The sequence below is a fragment of the Kitasatospora sp. Xyl93 genome (assembly GCF_055383135.1).
In genome coordinates, this window is sequence record NZ_AP029185.1 from 3434785 (window position 1) to 3454148 (window position 19364).

20 protein-coding genes are annotated in these 19364 nt (G+C 73.5%); 3 read left to right on the plus strand and 17 right to left on the minus strand.

Annotation, left to right across the window (positions count from 1 at the left end):
* Positions 1–49 precede the first annotated feature (49 nt).
* The 4 genes from ACZ5GH_RS15155 to tsaB are packed head-to-tail and all read right to left on the minus strand — an operon-like array spanning position 50 to position 2604.
* Positions 50–310: a hypothetical protein gene (locus ACZ5GH_RS15155; RefSeq protein WP_387756377.1), complete on the minus strand. Its 261-nt coding sequence runs from the start codon at positions 308–310 to the stop codon at positions 50–52.
* Positions 307–1398, minus strand: coding sequence for a tRNA (adenosine(37)-N6)-threonylcarbamoyltransferase complex transferase subunit TsaD (tsaD, locus tag ACZ5GH_RS15160; protein ID WP_387756375.1), 1092 nt, complete (start codon positions 1396–1398; stop codon positions 307–309). Before tsaD ends, ACZ5GH_RS15155 begins: the two co-directional genes overlap by 4 nt.
* Positions 1391–1924 (minus strand): ribosomal protein S18-alanine N-acetyltransferase, encoded by a 534-nt coding sequence (rimI, locus tag ACZ5GH_RS15165; protein WP_464336832.1) that lies wholly within the window; start codon positions 1922–1924, stop codon positions 1391–1393. The genes tsaD and rimI overlap by 8 nt, the downstream gene beginning before the upstream one ends.
* A 23-nt stretch (positions 1925–1947) precedes the next feature.
* A complete protein-coding gene (tsaB, locus tag ACZ5GH_RS15170) occupies positions 1948–2604 on the minus strand; it encodes a tRNA (adenosine(37)-N6)-threonylcarbamoyltransferase complex dimerization subunit type 1 TsaB (RefSeq protein WP_464334490.1) in 657 nt (218 codons plus the stop codon).
* Positions 2605–2758: 154 nt separating this feature from the next.
* On the opposite strand from tsaB, the gene ACZ5GH_RS15175 reads away from it, so the two are divergent.
* Positions 2759–3325: a hypothetical protein gene (locus ACZ5GH_RS15175; protein WP_387756371.1), complete on the plus strand. Its 567-nt coding sequence runs from the start codon at positions 2759–2761 to the stop codon at positions 3323–3325.
* Positions 3326–3376: 51 nt separating this feature from the next.
* On the opposite strand, the gene ACZ5GH_RS15180 is transcribed toward ACZ5GH_RS15175, so the two are convergent.
* The 5 genes from ACZ5GH_RS15180 to ACZ5GH_RS15200 all read right to left on the minus strand — a co-directional run bounded on the left by ACZ5GH_RS15180 (position 3377) and on the right by ACZ5GH_RS15200 (position 8387).
* Positions 3377–3613 carry a hypothetical protein gene (locus tag ACZ5GH_RS15180; protein WP_464334491.1) on the minus strand — a complete coding sequence of 79 codons (237 nt, stop codon included), beginning with the start codon at positions 3611–3613 and terminating at the stop codon, positions 3377–3379.
* Between the two features lie 112 nt (positions 3614–3725).
* Positions 3726–4223, minus strand: coding sequence for a tRNA (adenosine(37)-N6)-threonylcarbamoyltransferase complex ATPase subunit type 1 TsaE (gene tsaE / locus ACZ5GH_RS15185; RefSeq protein WP_387756367.1), 498 nt, complete (start codon positions 4221–4223; stop codon positions 3726–3728).
* 117 nt (positions 4224–4340) lie between these two features.
* Positions 4341–5576, minus strand: coding sequence for an alpha/beta fold hydrolase (locus ACZ5GH_RS15190; RefSeq protein WP_464334492.1), 1236 nt, complete (start codon positions 5574–5576; stop codon positions 4341–4343).
* Positions 5573–6772, minus strand: coding sequence for an alanine racemase (gene alr / locus ACZ5GH_RS15195; protein ID WP_464334493.1), 1200 nt, complete (start codon positions 6770–6772; stop codon positions 5573–5575). Before alr ends, ACZ5GH_RS15190 begins: the two co-directional genes overlap by 4 nt.
* A gap of 103 nt (positions 6773–6875) precedes the next feature.
* Positions 6876–8387 carry an NAD(P)H-hydrate dehydratase gene (locus ACZ5GH_RS15200; RefSeq protein ID WP_464334494.1) on the minus strand — a complete coding sequence of 504 codons (1512 nt, stop codon included), beginning with the start codon at positions 8385–8387 and terminating at the stop codon, positions 6876–6878.
* 171 nt (positions 8388–8558) lie between these two features.
* Between ACZ5GH_RS15200 and ACZ5GH_RS15205 the strand changes: the two genes are divergently transcribed.
* On the plus strand, positions 8559–9116 hold the full coding sequence (locus ACZ5GH_RS15205; protein WP_387756359.1) for a Uma2 family endonuclease: 558 nt from the start codon (positions 8559–8561) through the stop codon (positions 9114–9116).
* Positions 9117–9155: 39 nt separating this feature from the next.
* Here ACZ5GH_RS15205 and glmS read toward each other — a convergent pair whose 3' ends face one another.
* Complete coding sequence (glmS, locus tag ACZ5GH_RS15210) at positions 9156–11012, minus strand: glutamine--fructose-6-phosphate transaminase (isomerizing) (RefSeq protein ID WP_387756357.1); 1857 nt, start codon at positions 11010–11012, stop codon at positions 9156–9158.
* Positions 11013–11111: 99 nt separating this feature from the next.
* Between glmS and coaA the strand changes: the two genes are divergently transcribed.
* Entirely contained in the window at positions 11112–12107 is a 996-nt protein-coding gene (coaA, locus tag ACZ5GH_RS15215; RefSeq protein WP_387756355.1) for a type I pantothenate kinase, read from the plus strand.
* A gap of 84 nt (positions 12108–12191) precedes the next feature.
* Here the strand turns inward: coaA and glmM are convergent, their stop codons facing one another.
* The 7 genes from glmM to ACZ5GH_RS15250 form a co-directional block, all read right to left on the minus strand.
* Entirely contained in the window at positions 12192–13556 is a 1365-nt protein-coding gene (glmM, locus tag ACZ5GH_RS15220) for a phosphoglucosamine mutase (RefSeq protein ID WP_387756353.1), read from the minus strand.
* A 165-nt stretch (positions 13557–13721) separates the two neighbouring features.
* The gene (rpsI, locus tag ACZ5GH_RS15225) at positions 13722–14243 is read right to left on the minus strand and encodes a 30S ribosomal protein S9 (protein WP_387756606.1); all 522 of its coding nucleotides are present in this window, start codon (positions 14241–14243) and stop codon (positions 13722–13724) included.
* A gap of 33 nt (positions 14244–14276) precedes the next feature.
* Positions 14277–14720 carry a 50S ribosomal protein L13 gene (gene rplM / locus ACZ5GH_RS15230; protein WP_030055846.1) on the minus strand — a complete coding sequence of 148 codons (444 nt, stop codon included), beginning with the start codon at positions 14718–14720 and terminating at the stop codon, positions 14277–14279.
* 233 nt (positions 14721–14953) lie between these two features.
* Complete coding sequence (locus ACZ5GH_RS15235; protein WP_464334495.1) at positions 14954–16612, minus strand: ABC-F family ATP-binding cassette domain-containing protein; 1659 nt, start codon at positions 16610–16612, stop codon at positions 14954–14956.
* A gap of 46 nt (positions 16613–16658) precedes the next feature.
* On the minus strand, positions 16659–17567 hold the full coding sequence (truA, locus tag ACZ5GH_RS15240; protein WP_464334496.1) for a tRNA pseudouridine(38-40) synthase TruA: 909 nt from the start codon (positions 17565–17567) through the stop codon (positions 16659–16661).
* Positions 17568–17647: 80 nt separating this feature from the next.
* A complete protein-coding gene (gene rplQ, locus ACZ5GH_RS15245; protein ID WP_387756347.1) occupies positions 17648–18115 on the minus strand; it encodes a 50S ribosomal protein L17 in 468 nt (155 codons plus the stop codon).
* 127 nt (positions 18116–18242) lie between these two features.
* Positions 18243–19265: a DNA-directed RNA polymerase subunit alpha gene (locus ACZ5GH_RS15250; RefSeq protein ID WP_049649049.1), complete on the minus strand. Its 1023-nt coding sequence runs from the start codon at positions 19263–19265 to the stop codon at positions 18243–18245.
* Between the last annotated feature and the right edge of the window lie 99 nt (positions 19266–19364).

The following is a 19364-nucleotide window of genomic DNA, read 5'->3' on the forward strand; positions in this document are numbered from 1 at the left end:
CTTTCTCTCAGCTAGCACGGTAGCGAACAGGTCAGCGGTTCCCGATCAGTTATTCGATGTGCTCGCTGGTGAAGGACCAGCGGTGCACCGGGCGGCCCAACAGCTCGGCCGGCGGGTCGGCGACGGGCACCGGCTCGCCGCTCCACCAGGCGATCAGCAGCACCCTCTCGCCCGGGGCGGAGAGCAGTTCGAGGCGCTCCAGCCCGGCCGAGCCGCGCAGCGCGGGCAGCGCCGACTCCCGCACCCAGGCGGCGAGTTCGCCGGCCCGGCCGGTCGCCGCCCGGGCCTCCCACATCGCGGCGACGGTCATGCCGCGCCGCCGCCGAGGGCGTCGTAGGCCTGACCGTGGAAGTCCGTGTGGGGCACGTGGACGTCGGTCACCGGCAGCGAGGAGTCGGCGGACAGGTCGAAGGCGGACGGCGTGCGGTCGCGCCACACCATCTCGGCGCCGAGCGCCGCGACCATCGCGCCGTTGTCGGTGCACAGGCCCGGCCGGGGAACCCGCAGTCGGATGCCGGCCCGGTCGCAGCGCTGCTGGGCCATCTCGCGCAGCCGCGAGTTGGCCGCCACGCCGCCGCCGATCATCAGGTGGTCGACGCCGTTGTCCCGGCACGCCTTGACGGCCTTGCGGGTGAGCACGTCGGTGACGGCCTCCTGGAAGGACGCCGCCACGTCGGCGATCGGCACCTCCTCGCCGGCCCGGCGCTTGGCCTCCACCCAGCGGGCGACGGCGGTCTTCAGACCGGAGAACGAGAAGTCGTACGCCGGGTCGTTCCTGCCGGACAGGCCGCGCGGGAAGGCGATCGCCCCGGGGTCGCCGTCGCGGGCGGTGCGGTCGACGATCGGGCCGCCGGGGAAGCCGAGGCCGAGCACCCGGGCGACCTTGTCGAAGGCCTCGCCGGCGGCGTCGTCGATGGTCGCGCCGAGCGGGCGGACGTCGCTGGTGATGTCCTCGCTGAGCAGCAGCGAGGAGTGCCCGCCGGAGACCAGCAGGGCCATCGTCGGCGAGGGCAGCCGGCCGTGCTCCAGCTGGTCGACGCAGATGTGCGAGGCGAGGTGGTTGACCCCGTACAGCGGCTTGTCCAGCGCCCAGGCGTACGCCTTCGCGGCGCTGACGCCGACCAGCAGCGCGCCGGCCAGGCCGGGGCCTGCGGTGACGGCGATGCCGTCCAGGTCGCTCGCCTTGATGCCGGCGGTGTCCAGAGCGCGCTGGATGGTCGGGACCATCGCCTCCAGGTGCGCGCGGCTGGCGATCTCCGGCACGACGCCGCCGAAGCGGGCGTGGTCGTTGACGCTGGAGGCGACCGCGTCGGCCAGCAGCGTGGTGCCGCGCACGATGCCGACGCCGGTCTCGTCGCAGGAGGTCTCGATGCCGAGGACGAGCGGTTCGTCAGCCATGGCGGGTGTCCTCAATGTCCTTCGGGTCGGTGCTGTCAGTGCTCGGGCGGTCGAGGCCCGGGCGGTCGGGACTCGAGTGGTCGAGACCCGGGCGGTCGAGGCGCATCACCAGCGCGTCGACGTTGGCGGGCTGGTAGTAGCCGCGCCGGATGCCCACCGGTTCGAAGCCGTGCCGCTCGTACAGCCGCTGGGCGCGCGGGTTGTCCACCCGCACCTCCAGCAGCAGCTCGGCGCACTCGCGCCGGGCGGCCTCCCGGATCAGGTCGGTGAGCAGCGCCGCGCCGAGGCCGGCGCCCTGGTGGCGCTCGTCGACGGCGATGGTCTGGACGTCGCCCTCGCCGGCGATCGCCATCAGCCCGGCGTAGCCGACGACGGTGCCGTCCGGGGCGGCCGCGACGGTGTAGTGGCGGGTGCCGCCGGGGTGGGCGTCGGCCAGCTCGGACCAGAACATCCCGGCGGACCAGGCGTCCTCGGGGAAGAGCCGCAGCTCCAGTTCCAGCACCGGCGCGATGTCCCACCAGCGCATCGGGCGCAGGGTGGTGCCGTGGTTCACGCCGGGAGCACCGCCTTGTAGCCGGCCGGGACCTGGGCGTCCGGGCGGCGCAGGTACAGCGGGTGGTTCGGCAGCAGCTCGCGCCCGGCGGCCAGCTCGGCGGCGGCGAAGCCGGCCAGGGCGCCGGCCGAGACGTGCGCGGGGCCGTGCGCGCCCGGGAAGGCGTCGGGGTAGAGCAGCGCGCCGGCGCCGACGGAGCGCTCCCGCGGGGTCAGCTCGGCCGGGCGGTCGACGTCGGGGCCCTCGGTGCGGCGGCCCTCCGCGTCGTACGAGGCCCAGTAGACCTCCTTGCGGCGCGCGTCGGTGGCGACCGTGAACGGCTCCCCGGCCAGGCCCTCGGCGCGGGCCTGGAAGGCGATCGCGTCCAGGGTGCAGACGCCGTGGACCGGCAGCCCGAGCGCGTGGCCGAGCGCGGCGGCGGTGACCAGACCGACCCGCAGGCCGGTGTACGGGCCGGGGCCGACGCCGACCGCGATGCCGGTCAGCCGGTGCTTGTCCACCCCGGCGGCCCGCAGTACCTGGTCGATCGCGGGCAGCAGCAGTTCGCCGTGGCGCCTGGCGTCGACCTGGTGGGTCTCGGCGAGGACGGCCGTGCCGTCGTGGACGGCGGCGGTGACGGCGGGGGTAGCGGTGTCGAACGCGAGCAGCAGCACGGGTCAAGGTTAGACCGACGTTGGGCCGACCGGCCGATCGGCAAGGCGTACTACCCGGGAACACACATCCGAGGCGCTGCGACCCGCGCGGATGAACCTGGCACGATGGGGCCGTACGTAAAGGGACGGCGGCGGGAGCGGCAACGTGGCGAAGATGGGTCCTGGAGTGGTGGTCACGGGGTTGACCGTGGGGGCCCTGGTGGTGGTGAGCCTGCTGGCCTTCCAGGCCAACGGCGCCCAGGAGCGGGCGGGCGGCGCCAGGCCCACCGCCACCACCACGGCGACCGGGACGGCCACCGCCGCGGCGCCGACCCCGGCGGCCACCCCGACCGTCCCCGCGCTGCCGACCACCTCGGGCACCGGCATCCGGGTCGTGTACTCGGTCGGCAGCCACTACGTCTGGCTGGTCGACCCGAAGAAGACCCCGCAGGTCACGGCCGCCTTCCCGGTCACCCCGGGCTCGGTCGAGCCGGCCCCGGGCAACTACGCCGTGTACAGCCGCACCCCGACCGCCACCGGGACGGACGGCCGGCAGATCGAGCACGTGGTGCGCTTCGCGCAGCAGAACGGCGTGGTGTTCGGCTTCAGCGCGGCCGTGGACGGCGCGACGCCGACCACCGACCCGGGCACCAAGACCGGCGGCATCCGCAGCGGCCGCGCCGAGGGGCAGCTGCTCTGGGACTTCGCGCCGAAGGAGACCAAGGTGGTCGTGATCGCCTGATCCCGGGCGGCCGGGAGCGACCAGGCCCGCCCGCGCCCGGGAGGACCGGACTCACGCGGCCCGGGGCGTCCGCGCCTCGGGCCGTTCGCCGTGCCCGGACGGTCCTCCGTCCGGTACGGCCCCCGGTTCGTCCGGTACCGCCCCCGGTTCGGGCGGCGTGGACACCGCCTCGGCGGCCGCGCAGGCGGCCAGCAGCGCCCGCATCGGCTCTCCCGGAGCCCGGCGGGCGGAGTCTCCGACCCCGGCGGCGGGGACCGCGCGCTGCGGGGCGGGGGTGGTGCTCGACATGGCGCCTCCCTAGTTAGGCAGACCTAACCGCAGCACCCATCCCACCACGCCCGGCGCCCCGCCCGCAACACCTTGCCGACAGCCTGTCGGCAAGGTGTCGGCGGCCGGTCGGCTATCCGAGCTCCGCCAGCGCCACGTCCGCCCAGCGCGGGCCGATGCCGGTCAGCACCACCCGGCGCGGGTCCTGGTCGTCGCCGTCCGGGGTGTCGCCGATGGCGCGTTCGATCCGGACCTCCAGCCGGTCCTCGGACAGCCGCTCGACCTTGCCCTCGCCCCACTCGACCACGACCACCGACTCGGGCAGCGAGACGTCCAGGTCGAGGTCCTCCATCTCGTCCAGGTCCCCGCCCAGCCGGTACGCGTCCACGTGCACCAGCGCCGGGCCGCCGACCAGCGAGGGGTGCACCCGGGCGATCACGAAGGTCGGCGAGGTCACCGCCCCGCGGACCCGCAGCCCCTCCCCCAGCCCCCGGGTCAGCGTGGTCTTCCCCGCCCCCAGCTCGCCGGAGAGCAGCACCAGGTCACCCGGCCGCAGCAGCGCGGCCAGCTCCCGGCCGAGCCGGCCCATCCGCTCCGGGGTGGGGACGGTGAGAGTGGCGTGCGAGCCCATGCGCGTGTCTTGCCCTTCGATCCGTACCGGCGCACCGACCACCGGCCGCCACCGCTACCGTCCCACATCGGCGGGCCCCGGTGCGGCCGGCGGGGGCCCGAGGACCGGCCCCCGTCCTCACGTGGGGTCGGCGACGGCCTCCGCGGCCCGCTCCCGGGCCAGGTCGAGGACGGCCGCGGGCAGCGGCGCGGCCCCGGCGAAGTCGGCGGCCCGGCGCAGCAGCCGGGCCAGCTCGCGGCCGACCGGCCCCGGGCGCTCCAGCATCACCAGGTGCCCGGCGCCCTCGGCCAGGACCAGCTCGGCACCCGGCAGCCGCTCGGCGATCGCCTCGCTGTGCGTCGAGGGCGTCAGCAGGTCCTTCGTCCCGGCCAGCACCAGCGCGGGCAGACCGCGCAGGGCGGCCAGCGCCTCGTACTTCTCGTGCACGCCGAACACCGGGTAGAACTCGGCCACCACGTCGATCGGGGTGGCGTCCAGCAGCTGCTCGGCGAAGCGCACCACCCCGGGCTCGACGTCCCGGCCGCCGAAGGAGAACCGCCGGTAGAACACGGCGGACAGGTCCGAGCCCAGCCGCCTGGTCGCCTCGACCAGGTCGACCTGCCGGCCCAGCAGCCTCACCATCCCGGGCGCGACCTTCCGGAACAGCTTGGCGCCGGCCTTCGGCAGACCGAGGCTGACGTCGTTCCAGTCCCCGGCGAGGGTGCCGACCAGCGCCACCCCGGCCACCCGTTCGCGGAACAGCTCCGGGTGCTGGTCGGCCAGCGCCATCACCGTCATGCCGCCCATCGAGTGGCCCACCAGCACCAGCGGCCCGGTCGGGGCGACGGCGTCGATCACCGCCTTGAGGTCGCCGCCCAGCTGGTCGATGCCGGCCGGCTCGCCCGCCAGGTACGAGCGGGAGCGCTCGGAGCGGCCGTGGCTGCGCTGGTCCCAGAAGACCAGCCGCATGCCCTCGCGCAGCGCGGCCCGCTGGAAGTGCCAGCTGTCCTGGTTGAGGCAGTACCCGTGGCAGAACACCACGGTCAGCGGCTCGCCGTCGGAGCCGTCGCCGTCCGGCCCGCTCCAGCCGGTGCCGTCCAGCTCGACGTACAGCTCGGTGCCGTCCGGCGCGGCCACCGTCCGCGGGCGGCCGCGCAGCGAGCCGTACGGGGCGTTCGCGTCGAGCTCGGCCCGGGCCCGGCGGCGCATCGCCCGGCCGACGGTCAGCCGCTCCAGCGCGACGCCCGCGGCCGCCCCGGCCGCCAGCACGCCGACCGAGATCCCGATCACACCCGCCCGGCTCACCCCGGAGGCGGCGCCGGCCGCCTTGGCGACCACCGCGACCGGAGTGGCCTCGGCCGGCGCGTCGGTCATGCCGCCGGGCCCTCGGCGTGGCTGCCGCCCAGGTAGCGGCGGGGCACCCGGGCGCCGATCCGGGTGATGATCTCGTACGAGATGGTGCCGCAGGCGCGGGCCCAGTCCTCCGCGGTGGGCTCGCCGCGCTCGCCGTTGCCGAACAGCAGCACCTCGTCGCCGACCGCCGGGGTGTCGCCGCCGAGGTCCACCACGAACTGGTCCATCGCGACCCGGCCGGCCACCGTGCGCCACTTGCCGTCGATCAGCACCGGGCCGGTGCCGCTGGCGTGCCGGGGGACGCCGTCGCCGTAGCCGACCGGGACCAGGCCCAGGGTGGTCTCGCCCGGCGTCGTGTAGTGGTGGCCGTAGCTGACCCCGTGCCCGCCGGGGACCTGCTTGACCAGCGCCAGCCGCGCGGTCAGCGCCATCACCGGGCGCAGCCCGAAGTCGGCCGGCGAGCCCACCTCGGGCACCGGCGACAGCCCGTACGCGGCCAGGCCGGTGCGGACCAGGTCGAAGTGCGACTCGGGCAGCAGCAAGGTGGCCGGGGAGTTCGCCAGGTGCCGGACCTCGGGGCGCAGCCCGGCGGCCCCGGCCGTGGCCAGCGCGGCCCGGTAGGAGTCCAGCTGGGCCTGGATCGAGGGGTGGCCGGGCTCGTCCGCGGCGGCGAAGTGCGACCAGACGCCGACGACCGTCAGCAGGCCCTCGGCCTCGGCCTCGCGGGCGGCGGCCACCAGCCGCGGCCAGTCGCGCGGCTGGCAGCCGTTGCGGCCGAGGCCGGTGTCGGCCTTCAGGTGCACCCGGGCCGGGATGCCGGTCTCGCGCACGGCGGGCAGCAGCTCGTCGAGCGCCCACTGGCCGCTGACCGAGATGTCCAGGTCCGCGCGCAGCGCCTCGCGCCAGGGGCCGCCCGGCGTCCACAGCCAGCACAGGATGCGGGCCAGCTCGGGGCGGATGCCCGCGGCCCGCAGCGCCAGCGCCTCGTCCGGCGTCGCGCAGCCGAGCCAGCCGACCCCGTTCGCGACCGCTTCCCGGGCACACTCGACCGCCCCGTGGCCGTAGGCGTCCGCCTTGACCGCGAGCATCACCGCCGGGCCGCCGACGCGCTCGCGCAGCGCCGCGAGGTTGCCGCGCAGGGCGGCGAGATCGATGGTCGCCTCGGCCCGTACGCCGTCGGTGAGGGTGGCTGTGCCGGTCGTGTTCGCAGTTGTCATCAGGGTCAGTCTCCCAGACGTCCCGGAGTCCTCGCCGAACGGCCCGTCGGCGCGGCGGCCCCCCACGGCCCGCCGACCTGCCGCGGACCGCCCGTTCCCCCGCTCAGGACGCCGTGACCGGATGCCCCGGTTCCGTCGGCGCCCCCTCGCGGACCGCCCGCCACACCGCCGGCAGCGCCCCCGCCACGGCGAGCGCCGTCGTCGGGGCGCCCGGCCGGCCCGCCGCCTCGCGGCCGGCCAGGCCGTGCAGGTAGGCGGCCACCGACCCGGCGTCCAACGGCGCGAGGCCGGCCGCCAGCAGGGAGCCGGCCAGCCCGGACAGCACGTCGCCGCTGCCGGCGGTGGCCAGCCAGGAGGTGCCGGTCGGGTTCACCCGCACGGCCCCGCCCGGGTCGGCGACCACCGTGGTGGAGCCCTTCAGCAGCACCGTCGCGCGGTAGGCCGCCGCCAGTCGGCGGGCAGTGGCCAGCCGGGTCGCGGCCAGGTCGCCGGCGGCCGGCGGTGTGCCGCCCCCGGCGCCCGCGAGCAGCCGGGCGGCCTCGCCGGTGTGCGGGGTGAGCAGGGTGGGGGCGGTGCGGCCGGCCAGCGCGTCCGGGCCGAGCCGGCCCAGCTCGGTCAGCCCGTCCGCGTCCACCAGCACCGGGACGTCGCTCGCCAGCGCCTCGGTCAGCGCCTGCCGCGCCCCCTCGCCGCCGCCCGGGCCGACCACCCAGGCCTGCACCCGCCCGGCCCCGGCCGGACCGCCCTCGGTGACCAGCGTCTCCGGGAAGCGCCGCACCACCTCCTCGGCGGCGGCGCCCACGTAGCGGACGGCGCCCGCGCCGCCGTGCAGCGCCCCGGCCACCGCCAGCAGCGCCGCGCCCGGGTAGGTCGCCGAGCCGGCCGCCACCCCGACGACGCCGCGCCGGTACTTGTCGCTCTCCGCGCCCGGCACCGGCAGCAGCGCCGCCACGTCCGCGTGCTGCAGGGCCGTCACGTCCGCCGCCGGCAGCTCCAGCCCGATGCCGACCAGCTGCACCACGCCCGCGTACTCGGCCCCCGGGTCGACCAGCAGGCCGGGCTTGTACGTGCCGAAGCAGACCGTGACGTCCGCGCGCAGCGCCTCGCCGGGCACCTCGCCGGTGTCGGCGTCCACCCCGCTGGGCAGGTCCACCGCCACCACGATCCCGGTCCGCGCCGCCCGCGCGTACGGCCGGGCCTCCGGGCGCAGCCCGCCCCGGCCGCCGATGCCGACGACGCCGTCCAGCACCAGGTCCGCGCGCGAGAAGTCGGCCAGGCCGGCTTCCCGCTCCACCGTCACCCGCCCGCCGGCGGCCCGCAGCGCGGCCAGCCCGCCCGGGTGCGCCTTCTCCGGCGCCAGCAGCACCGCCGTCACCCGCGCCCCGCGCCGGGCCAGCGCGGCCCCGGCGTACAGGGCGTCACCCCCGTTGTCCCCGCTGCCCGCGAGCACCGCCACCCGGCTGCCGTACACCCGCCCCCGACGCCGGGTCAGCAGCCGCGCACAGGTCGCGGCGAGCCCGACGGCCGCCCGCTGCATCAGGGTGCCCTCCGGCAGCCGCGCCATCAGCGCGGCCTCGGCGGCCCGGACGGTTTCCACAGGGTGTGCATGACGCATGCGGGAACTCCTTCAGCGGTCGGCTACCGCCGACGCTAGCCCGCGTCCCCGCCCCGCGGGAGCCGCCCCTGCGGCACACTTTCGAGTGACACCCCACTTCGACCCCCCACCGGTGTCGGTCCGTACGCCTACCTTGTGGCTCGACACGGACCCACAGGAGGGAGAAGGGCCATGGTCGCCATGCCGGCAGTCGAGCACCCGCTGGGCCAGGACGACGTCCTCCAGGCGTTCCTGGAGCTGGACACGCCTCCCGGTTTCAAGGCCGAGCTCATCGAAGGGGAGATCGTTGTGACGCCACCACCGGACGGTGATCACGAGGACGCCATCGCCCGGTTCGCCCGGGCCGTTGCGCGCGAGGCCGCCGAGGAGCTGTACGTCAGCGGCGGGAAAGGGCTGATCACCCCCAAGGGCCGGTTCATCCCGGACGCCACCGTTGCTCCCGTCGGCCACTTCCGCGCCCAGGACTCGTGGTCGTCCGCTGTGGGAGTCGAGCTGGTCCTCGAAGTCACGTCGACCAACCCGGTCAAGGACCGCGAGTCCAAGCGCCTCGGCTACGCCGCCGCCGGCGTTCCCTGCTACCTGCTCATCGACCGCAGCGAAGGAACGGTGACGCTGTTCACCGACCCGAAGAACGGTGATTACGGCACCCTTCACGAAACCGAGTTCGGCAGGCGCATCAAGCTCCCCGCCCCGTTCTCCTTCACGCTCGACACGGCGCCCCTGCGGTAGGACGCAGCCACCGCAGGGGCGCCGTGGAAGGCCGAGCGACTACTCGACGGTGACCGACTTCGCCAGGTTGCGCGGCTGGTCGACCTCGTGGCCCTTGGCCGTGGCCAGCTCGCAGGCGAAGACCTGCAGCGGGACGGTGGAGACCAGCGGCTGGAGCAGGGTCGGGGTGACCGGGATGCGGATCAGGTGGTCCGCGTACGGGACGACGGCCTCGTCGCCCTCCTCGGCGATCACGATCGTGCGGGCGCCGCGGGCCCGGATCTCCTGGATGTTGGAGACGATCTTGTCGTGCAGGATCGACCGGCCGCGCGGCGACGGAACGACCACCACGACCGGCAGCCCCTCCTCGATCAGCGCGATCGGGCCGTGCTTGAGCTCGCCCGCCGCGAAGCCCTCGGCGTGCATGTACGCCAGCTCCTTGAGCTTGAGCGCGCCCTCCAGGGCCACCGGGAAGCCGACGTGGCGGCCGAGGAACAGCACCGAGCGGGCGTCGGCCAGCGAGCGGGCCAGCTCGCGCACCGGCTCCATGGTCTCCAGGACCTGCTCGACCTGCTTCGGCGCGTCGCCGAGCTCCTTGATGACGGCGAAGATCTCGTCGCCCCACTTGGTGCCGCGCACCTGGCCCAGGTACAGGGCGACCAGGTAGCAGGCGACGAGCTGGGTCAGGAACGCCTTGGTCGAGGCGACCGCGACCTCCGGGCCGGCGTGGGTGTACAGCACCGCGTCCGACTCGCGCGGGATGGTGGAGCCGTTGGTGTTGCAGATCGCCAGCACCTTGGCACCCTGCTCGCGGGCGTGCCGCAGCGCCATCAGGGTGTCCATGGTCTCGCCGGACTGCGAGATGGCGATGACCAGCGTGCCCGGGCCCATGATCGGGTCGCGGTAGCGGAACTCGGAGGCGACCTCGACCTCGCAGGGGATGCGGGTCCAGTGCTCGATCGCGTACTTGGCGATCATGCCGGCGTGGAAGGCCGTGCCGCAGGCCACGATGACGACCTTGTCGACCGAGCGCAGGTCGGCGTCGGAGATCCGCAGCTCGTCCAGGGTCAGCCGGCCGTCGGTGCCGATCCGGCCGAGCAGGGTATCGGCGACCGCCTTCGGCTGCTCGGCGATCTCCTTGAGCATGAAGTAGTCGTAGCCGCCCTTCTCGGCGGCGGAGGCGTCCCAGTCGACGTGGTACTCGCGCACGTCGGCGGGGGTGCCGTCGAAGTTGGTGACGGTCACGCCCTCCCGGCGCAGCTCGACCACCTGGTCCTGGCCCAGCTCGATCGCCTCACGGGTGTGGGCGATGAAGGCGGCGACGTCCGAGGCGAGGAAGTTCTCGCCCTCGCCGCGCCCGACCACCAGCGGCGAGTTGCGGCGGGCGCCGACGACGACGTCCGGCGCGTCCGCGTGCACGGCGACCAGGGTGAAGGCGCCCTCCAGCTGACGGCAGACCACCCGCATGGCCTCGGCGAGGTCGCCCGCGTAGGCCTCGCCCAGCAGGTGGGCGACGACCTCGGTGTCGGTCTCGGACCGGAGGGTGTGGCCGCGCCCGGCGATGTCGGCGCGCAGCTGGGCGAAGTTCTCGATGATGCCGTTGTGCACCACGGCCACCCGCTGGTGGTCGTCCAGGTGGGGGTGGGCGTTGGCGTCCGTCGGGCCGCCGTGGGTGGCCCAGCGGGTGTGGCCGATGCCGGTGGTGCCGCCGGGCAGGGGGGTCTCGGCGAGCGACTTCTGGAGGTTGGCGAGCTTGCCCGCCCGCTTGTCCGTGGCCAGGCTCCACCGGCCCTCGGAGTCCTGGACCTGCACCGCGACACCGGCCGAGTCGTAACCCCGGTACTCCAGGCGCTGCAGGCCTGCGATTACTACGTCGAGGGCGGCCTGAGCGCCCACGTATCCAACAATTCCGCACATGCGTGCCAGCATAAGGGCGGTTCTGCGGCCATTTTCCCGCCGCGCGCGAACGCTGCGTGACCGACACCACAGCCACCGCGAACGTCGCTACGGCTCACAATGGAGCATGTGCTGACCGAACTCTGTACGCGGGGCGCCGCCACGCCCGGCCCGTCACCGTCCCCCTACGTGGACCTCAGCCGGGCCGAGTGGAGCGCGCTGCGCGAGCGTACGCCGCTGCCGCTGACCGCCGAGGAGGTGGAGCGGCTCCGCGGCCTCGGTACCGCGCTCGACCTGGACGAGGTCCGCGACGTCTACCTGCCGCTGTCGCGCCTGCTGAACCTGTACATCCACGCCACGCACGAACTGCGGGGCACGCTGGGCACGTTCCTGGACACCCCGGACACCGAGCGCACCCGCACCCCGTTCATCATCGGCGTGGCCGGCTCCGTCGCGGTCGGCAAGTCCACCACGGCCCGCCTGCTCCAGGCGCTGCTCGCCCGCTGGCCCGAGCACCCCCGGGTCGAACTGGTCACCACCGACGGCTTCCTGCTCCCCAACGCCGAGCTGCGCCGCCGCGGCCTGATGGCCCGCAAGGGCTTCCCGGAGTCCTACGACCGCCGGGCGCTGATGCGCTTCGTCGCAGACGTGAAGGCGGGCAAGGAGCGGGTCAGCGCGCCGGTGTACTCGCACCTGGTGTACGACATCGTGCAGGGCGAGCGGCTCACCGTGGAGCGCCCGGACATCCTGATCGTCGAGGGCCTGAACGTGCTCCAGCCGGCCCTGCCCGGCTCCGACGGCCGCACCCGGCTCGCGGTGGCCGACTACTTCGACTTCTCGATCTACGTCGACGCCCGGACCGACGACATCGAGCACTGGTACCTGGACCGCTTCCGCAAGCTGCGGCAGACCGCCTTCCAGGACCCGAACTCCTACTTCCGCCGCTTCACCGAGGTGCCGGAGGAGGAGGCGATGGAGTACGGCCGACAGGTCTGGCGCACCATCAACAAGCCCAACCTGCTGGAGAACGTGCTGCCGACCCGCGGCCGGGCCACCCTGATCCTCCAGAAGGGCGCCGACCACAAGGTCCGCCGGGCGCTGCTGCGCAAGCTCTGACCGCCCGTCGGGCACGACGGGAAGGGCCCCCGCGGCGCGCGGGGGCCCTTCGTCGTCTCCGGCCCCGGCCCGGCGGCCGCGGGCTCAGCCCAGGTGGGCGCGCACCGCCTCGGCGAGCCGCTGCGCGACCGTCTCGGCCTGCGCCGGGTCGGCGGCCTCGACCATCACCCGGACCAGCGGCTCGGTGCCCGACGGGCGCAGCAGCACCCGGCCGGTGGAGCCCAGTTCGGCCTCGGCCCCGGCGACCGCCGCGGCCAGCTCGGTGCTGGTCCGCACCCGGCTCTTGTCGACGCCCTTGACGTTGATCAGCACCTGCGGCAGCCGGGTCATCACGGCGGCCAGGTCGGCCAGCGGCTGCTTGGTGGCGGCCAGTCGGGCGCCCAGCATCAGACCGGTCAGGGTGCCGTCACCGGTGGTGGCGTGGTCCAGCAGGATCACGTGGCCGGACTGCTCGCCGCCCAGCGCGAAGCCGTGCTCCTTCATCGCCTCCAGCACGTAGCGGTCGCCGACGGCGGTCTCCACCAGCTCGATGCCCTCGCGCTCCATCGCCAGCTTGAAGCCGAGGTTGGACATCACGGTGGCCACCGCGGTGTTGCCGCGCAGGGTGCCGGCCTCCTTCATGGCGACCGCGAGGATGGCGATGATCTGGTCGCCGTCCACCTCGTTGCCCTCGGCGTCGGCGGCCAGGCAGCGGTCGGCGTCGCCGTCCAGGGCGATGCCCAGGTCGGCCTGGTGCTCCTTCATCGCGACCCGCAGCCGGTCCAGGTGGGTGGAGCCGACGCCGTCGTTGATGTTCAGGCCGGTGGGCTCGGCCCCCAGGGTGTGGACCACCTCGGCGCCGGCCCGGGCGAAGGCCTCGGGGGCGACGTAGGCGGCCGCGCCGTGGGCGCCGTCGATGACGACCTTGATGCCGTCCAGGCGGTTGGGCAGCACGCCGATCAGGTGGGCGACGTACTTGTCGAAGCCCTCGGTGTACTCGCGCACCCGGCCGACGGCCGCGCCGGTCGGACGGTTCCAGTCCTCGTCGCCGAGCGTGTGCCTGCGGTAGTGGGACTCGATCGCGTCCTCGATCCGGTCGTCCAGCTTGTGGCCGCCGCGGGCGAGGAACTTGATGCCGTTGTCCGGCATGGCGTTGTGGCTGGCGGACAGCATCACGCCGAAGTCGGCGCCGAGCGCGCCGGTGAGGTACGCCACGGCCGGGGTGGGCAGCACACCGACCCGCAGGACGTCGACTCCGGCACTCGCCAGACCGGCGATGACGGCGGCCTCCAGGAACTCGCCCGAGGCGCGCGGGTCACGGCCGACCACCGCGACCGGCCGGTGGCCGTCGAAGGCGCCGGCCTCGCCGAGCACATGGGCCGCCGCGACCGACAGACCGAGCGCCAGCTCCGCCGTCAGGCCCTCGTTGGCCACCCCGCGCACGCCGTCCGTACCGAAGAGTCGTCCCACTGTCCCGTCCTCCATCACCACTGCTCGGAACCCAACCGATGATCCCGGCCGCCGCACAGTAGCCGGGGAACACGTCGCCCCGGAGTACACGGGGTACTCCGGGGCGACGGTTTCGCGCAACCAGGGGGTGCGCCGCCAGGGCGGACCGCACCCCCGGGGAGGCGATTAGCGCTTGCTGTACTGCGGCGCCTTGCGGGCCTTCTTCAGACCGGCCTTCTTGCGCTCGACGGCGCGGGCGTCACGGGTCAGGAAGCCGGCCTTCTTGAGGGCGCCGCGGTTGTTGTCCACGTCGGCCTCGTTCAGGGCACGGGCGACGCCGAGGCGCAGCGCGTAGGCCTGGCCGGAGACGCCGCCACCGCTGATGCGGGCGACGACGTCGTAACGGCCGTCCAGCTCCAGGAGCTTGAAGGGCTCGTTCACGGTCTGCTGGTGCACCTTGTTCGGGAAGTAGTCCTCGAGGGTGCGACCGTTGATCTTCCACTGGCCCGTGCCGGGGACGATGCGCACGCGGGCGATCGCCTCCTTGCGACGGCCCAGGCCGGCACCCGGAACGGCCTCGCCGAAGCGGCCGGCCAGGGACTCGGAGGTGTAGCTCTCCTCGGAGGTGTACTCGCCCTCGACGGCCTCGGCGGCCTCGTCGAAGTCGACCTCAAGGGTTTCAGTGGTCTCGGCCACGGTGTTCCTCAGCTCTTTTCAGTGTTGGGGGGCTTGGTGGCCGAATTACTGCGCGACCTGGGTGATCTCGAACGGCACCGGCTGCTGGGCAGCGTGGGGGTGCTGGTCGCCCGAGTAGACCTTGAGCTTCGAGAGCATCTGACGGCCCAGGCTGTTCTTGGGGATCATGCCCTTGATGGCCTTCTCGACGGCCTTCTCCGGGTTGTTCGCCAGCAGGTCGTCGTAGCGCACCGAGCGCAGACCGCCCGGGAAGCCCGAGTGGCGGTAGGCCAGCTTCTGGGTCTTCTTGTTACCGGACAGGTGCACCTTGTCGGCGTTGATGATGATGACGAAGTCACCAGTGTCAACGTGCGGCGCGTAGATCGCCTTGTGCTTGCCCCGGAGGAGGTTGGCGGCCTGGGAGGCCAGGCGGCCGAGCACGACGTCGGTCGCGTCGATGACGTGCCACTGACGCTGGACGTCGCCGGGCTTGGGGCTGTACGTACGCACGGTCGTAGCCTTCGCTTTTCAGTGAGTGAGTCCTGACAGGAGCACCCGGACGGAAGAGCAGCCTGGCCACCCTTGGACGCAATTCAAGGGGGGACCGCTGGTCGACGACCTGATGTCTCCGGCGTACCGACCTCTCACGTGAGATAGAGCGAGCCAATACGCACATCAAGCGTCCAGGTTACCGGCAGGGCCGGACCCGGTCAAAAATGCCCGGGACCGGCCCCCGCCGTCACTCAGCGTTCGCGCTCCACCCGGGTCACGTCCCAGACCGGCTCGGGCGCTTCGTAGACCCGGCCGTCCGCCCCGAACACCAGGAAGCGGTCGAAGGTCTTGGCGAACCAGCGGTCGTGGGTGACGCACAGCACCGTGCCGTCGAACGCCTCCAGGCCGGCCTGCAGCGCCTCGGCGCTCTCCAGGTCCAGGTTGTCGGTCGGCTCGTCGAGCAACAGGGCCGTGACGCCCGAGAGTTCGAGCTTGAGGATCATCAGCCGGGCCTGCTGCCCACCGGACAGCGACTCGAACTTCTGCTCCTCCTGGCGGTCCAGCTCGTACCGGCGCAGCGCGCCCATCGCGGCGCCGCGGCTGAGCGCGTGCTCCTCCTCGACGATCGACCGCACGGTGCGGCCGAACAGCTCCGGGTGGGCGTGGGTCTGCCGGAAGTGGCCGGGGACGACCCGGGCGCCGAGCTTCCAGTCACCGGTGTGCGCGACGGTTTCGTCCCCCGCGAGCAGCCGCAGCAGGTGCGACTTGCCGGCGCCGTTGGCGCCCAGCACGCCGACCCGCTCGCCGTAGAAGACCTCCAGGTCGAAGGGCTGCATCAGGCCGGTGAGCTCCAGCCGCTCCATGGTGAAGGCGCGCACGCCGGTGCGCCCGCCCTTGAGCCGCATGCTGATGCTCTGCTCGCGCGGCGGCGCCTCCGGCGGGCCGACCTCCTCGAACTTCTTGAGCCGGGTCTGGGCGGCGGAGTAGCGGGAGGCCATGTCGTGGCTGACGGAGGCGGCCTGGCGCAGGGTGACGACCAGCTTCTTGAGCTTGGCGTGCTCCTCGTCCCAGCGGCGGCGCAGCTCCTCGAAGCGCTCGAAGCGGGCCTTGCGGGCCTCGTGGAAGGTGTCGAAGCCGCCGCCGTGCACCCAGACGCTGCTGCCGGCCGCGCCGGACTCGACGCTGATGATCTTGTCGGCGGTCTTCGAGAGCAGCTCGCGGTCGTGCGAGATGAACAGGACGGTCTTCGGGGTGGCCTTGATGGCCTCCTCCAGCCAGCGCTTGGCCGGGACGTCCAGGTAGTTGTCGGGCTCGTCGAGCAGGAGCACCTCCTCCGGGCCGCGCAGCAGCGCCTCCAGCACCAGCCGCTTCTGCTCGCCGCCGGAGAGGGTGTTCAGGCCGCGCCACTGGGCCTTGTCGAAGGGCATCCCGAGGGCCGCCATGGTGCAGACGTCCCAGTCGGTCTCGTAGTCGTAGCCGCCGACGTCGGCCCAGTCGGAGAGCGACTGGGCGTAGGCCATCTGCGTCTTCTCGTCGTCCTGGGCGATCATCGCCAGCTCGGCGGCGTCCACCGCGCGGGCCGCCCTGGCGATCCGCTCCGGGGCGACCGACACCAGCAGGTCCCGCACCGAGGCGTCGGCGGGCAGCGCGCCGGGGGTGGCCTGCTGGTCCTCGCGGCCGGTGGTGCCGACGAACTGGCGCATCACGCCGAGCCCGCCGCTGATCGTCACCGAGCCGCCGTGCGGCTGGAGGTCCCCCGCGATCATCCTCAGCAGGGTGGTCTTGCCGGCCCCGTTGGCGCCGACCAGGGCGACCGCGGCGCCCTCGCCGACCCGGAAGGACGCGTCGTCGAACAAGACGCGCCCGTCCGGCAGGTAGTACTCCAGGTGCGAAATCTCGACGTGTCCCATGGGAGCGATTCTCCCAAGCGGACGCGCCGGGCCAAAACGGATTACCTCACAGCGCGCTCTGCCCGGGCAGGGTGCGCATCCGCCGGGCCGCCCGGTTGCGCTCGGCCAGCTGGTCGTCCGGCGGGTAGCCGACCTCCTCCAGCGTGAGCCCGTACGGCCGGATCACGTTGACGGCCGAGTTGCGCACCCCGCCGGCCAGCACCTCGCCGGGGAACTCCACCGGCCGGTGTCCGTCGCCGACCAGCAGCATCGCGCCGACCAGCGCCCGGACCATGTTGTGGCAGAAGGCGTCCGCCCGGACGGTGGCGACCGCCAGCGAGCCCTCCTGGGCGGCGTAGGAGTCCACCGGGACGCGGTCCCAGCGCAACTCCAGCAGGGTGCGGATGGTCGTGGCGCCCTCGCGCTTCTTGCAGTACGCGGCGAAGTCGTGCTCGCCGAGCAGCAGCTCGGCGGCCGCGTTCATCCGGTCGACGTCCAGCGGGCGGTCGTGCCAGAGCACGTGGCCGCGCAGCAGCGGGTCCACCCCGCCGGAGTGGTCGGCGACCCGGTACGCGTACCGGCGCCAGATCGCCGAGAAGCGGGCGTCGAACCCGGCCGGCGCCTCGCCGACCCGGTAGATCCGGACGTCCCCGGGGAGTCGGCCGGCCAGCCGGCGCAGCAGCTTCTCCCGGTGATCCGCCCACAGCTCGACGGGCAGGTCGACGTGGGCGACCTGGCCGCGGGCGTGCACCCCGGCGTCGGTGCGGCCGGCCACGGTCAGCGGGAACGGTTCGGAGCTGCGGGTGACGACCTGGAGCGCGGTCTCGATCTCCTCCTGGACCGTCCGGCGGCCGCCCTTCTGGCGGGCCCAGCCGGAGAACTCGGCGCCCTGGTAGGCGAGGTCGAGCCGGACCCGGACGTACCCCTCCGCCGGGCCGTCCTTCACCGGCGGCCGCTCGGCGCAATCGTTGACCACTGCTCTCCACTCCCTGGACATGAGGAACGGGCCCGCTCCCCCACGGATGGGAGGGCGGGCCCGCAACACACCTGGCGGCGTCAGGCCTGCTCGGCGGCCTCGGTCTCGGTGGCCTCGACCTTGGCGTCGGCCTCCTTGACGGCACGCTTGGTGGCGGCCTCGGCCTCGCCGACGGCGGTCTGCGCGACGGTCAGCGCCTCGACCAGCTCGATCACGGCCATCGGGGCGTTGTCGCCACGACGGGGACCGACCTTGGTGATGCGGGTGTAGCCACCCGGGCGGTTCTCGTAGCGCGGCGCGATCTCGGTGAAGAGGGTGTGCAGCACCGAGACGTCGGTGATGGTCTTGCGCACCAGGCGACGGTTGTGGATGTCGCCCTTCTTCGCCTTGGTGATCAGCTTCTCCGCCAGCGGGCGCAGGCGGCGGGCCTTGGCCTCGGTGGTGGTGATGCGGCCGTACTGGAACAGCTCACGGGCCAGACCGGCGAGCAGCAGCGGCTCGTGGTGGGGGCCACCGCCGAGGCGGGCACCCTTGGTGGGACGCGGCATGGAATTACTCCTTGAATCTCCGACTACGGCCGTACCAGGTACCGCAGCGGGCGTACGGGCACGGTGCCCGTACGACTTTCACGACGACGGGGGCGGCTCCGTGGAACCGCCCCCGCGGCCAGGTCTCTTAGTACTGCTCGGTCTCGGCGAAGTGCGAGTCGTCGAGGTCGTCGGCGCCGAAGGCGTCGGCGGCGGCGGTCGGGTCGAACCCGGGCGGGCTGTCCTTGAGGGCCAGGCCCATGCCGGCCAGCTTCGCCTTGACCTCGTCGATCGACTTGGCGCCGAAGTTGCGGATGTCGAGCAGGTCCGCCTCGGAGCGGGCGACGAGCTCACCCACGGTGTGGATGCCCTCGCGCTTGAGGCAGTTGTAGGAGCGGACGGTGAGCTCCAGCTCCTCGATCGGCAGCGCCAGGTCGGCGGCCAGGGCGGCGTCCGTCGGGGACGGGCCCATGTCGATGCCCTCGGCGTCGATGTTCAGCTCGCGGGCGAGGCCGAACAGCTCCACCAGGGTCTTGCCGGCCGAGGCCATGGCGTCGCGCGGACGCATGGCGGGCTTGGTCTCGACGTCGACGATCAGCTTGTCGAAGTCGGTCCGCTGCTCGACACGGGTGGCCTCGACCTTGTAGGTGACCTTCAGCACGGGGCTGTAGATCGAGTCGACCGGGATGCGGCCGATCTCCTGGCCGGAGGCCTTGTTCTGGACGGCGGAGACGTAGCCGCGACCGCGCTCGACGGTCAGCTCCATCTCCAGCTTGCCCTTGCCGTTCAGGGTGGCGAGGACCAGCTCGGGGTTGTGCACCTCGACACCCGCCGGCGGGGCGATGTCGGCGGCGGTGACGACACCCGGGCCCTGCTTGCGCAGGTACATCACGACCGGCTCGTCGTGCTCCGAGGAGACGACCAGCTGCTTGATGTTGAGGATGAGGTCGGTCACGTCCTCCTTGACGCCCGGCACGGTGGTGAACTCGTGCAGGACGCCGTCGATGCGGATGCTGGTGACAGCGGCACCCGGGATCGACGACAGGAGCGTGCGGCGCAGGGAGTTGCCGAGGGTGTAGCCGAAGCCCGGCTCCAGCGGCTCGATCACGAACCGCGAGCGGAACTCGTCGACGACCTCTTCGGTCAGCGAGGGACGCTGAGCGATAAGCATGGGGGAAATCCTCCGGTTGTCTTCGGCACCCACTATTTGATGCCGACAGGACCAAGCGTACGGGCTCCCGTGAGCAGTGACACTCACCGCGTGGGAGCC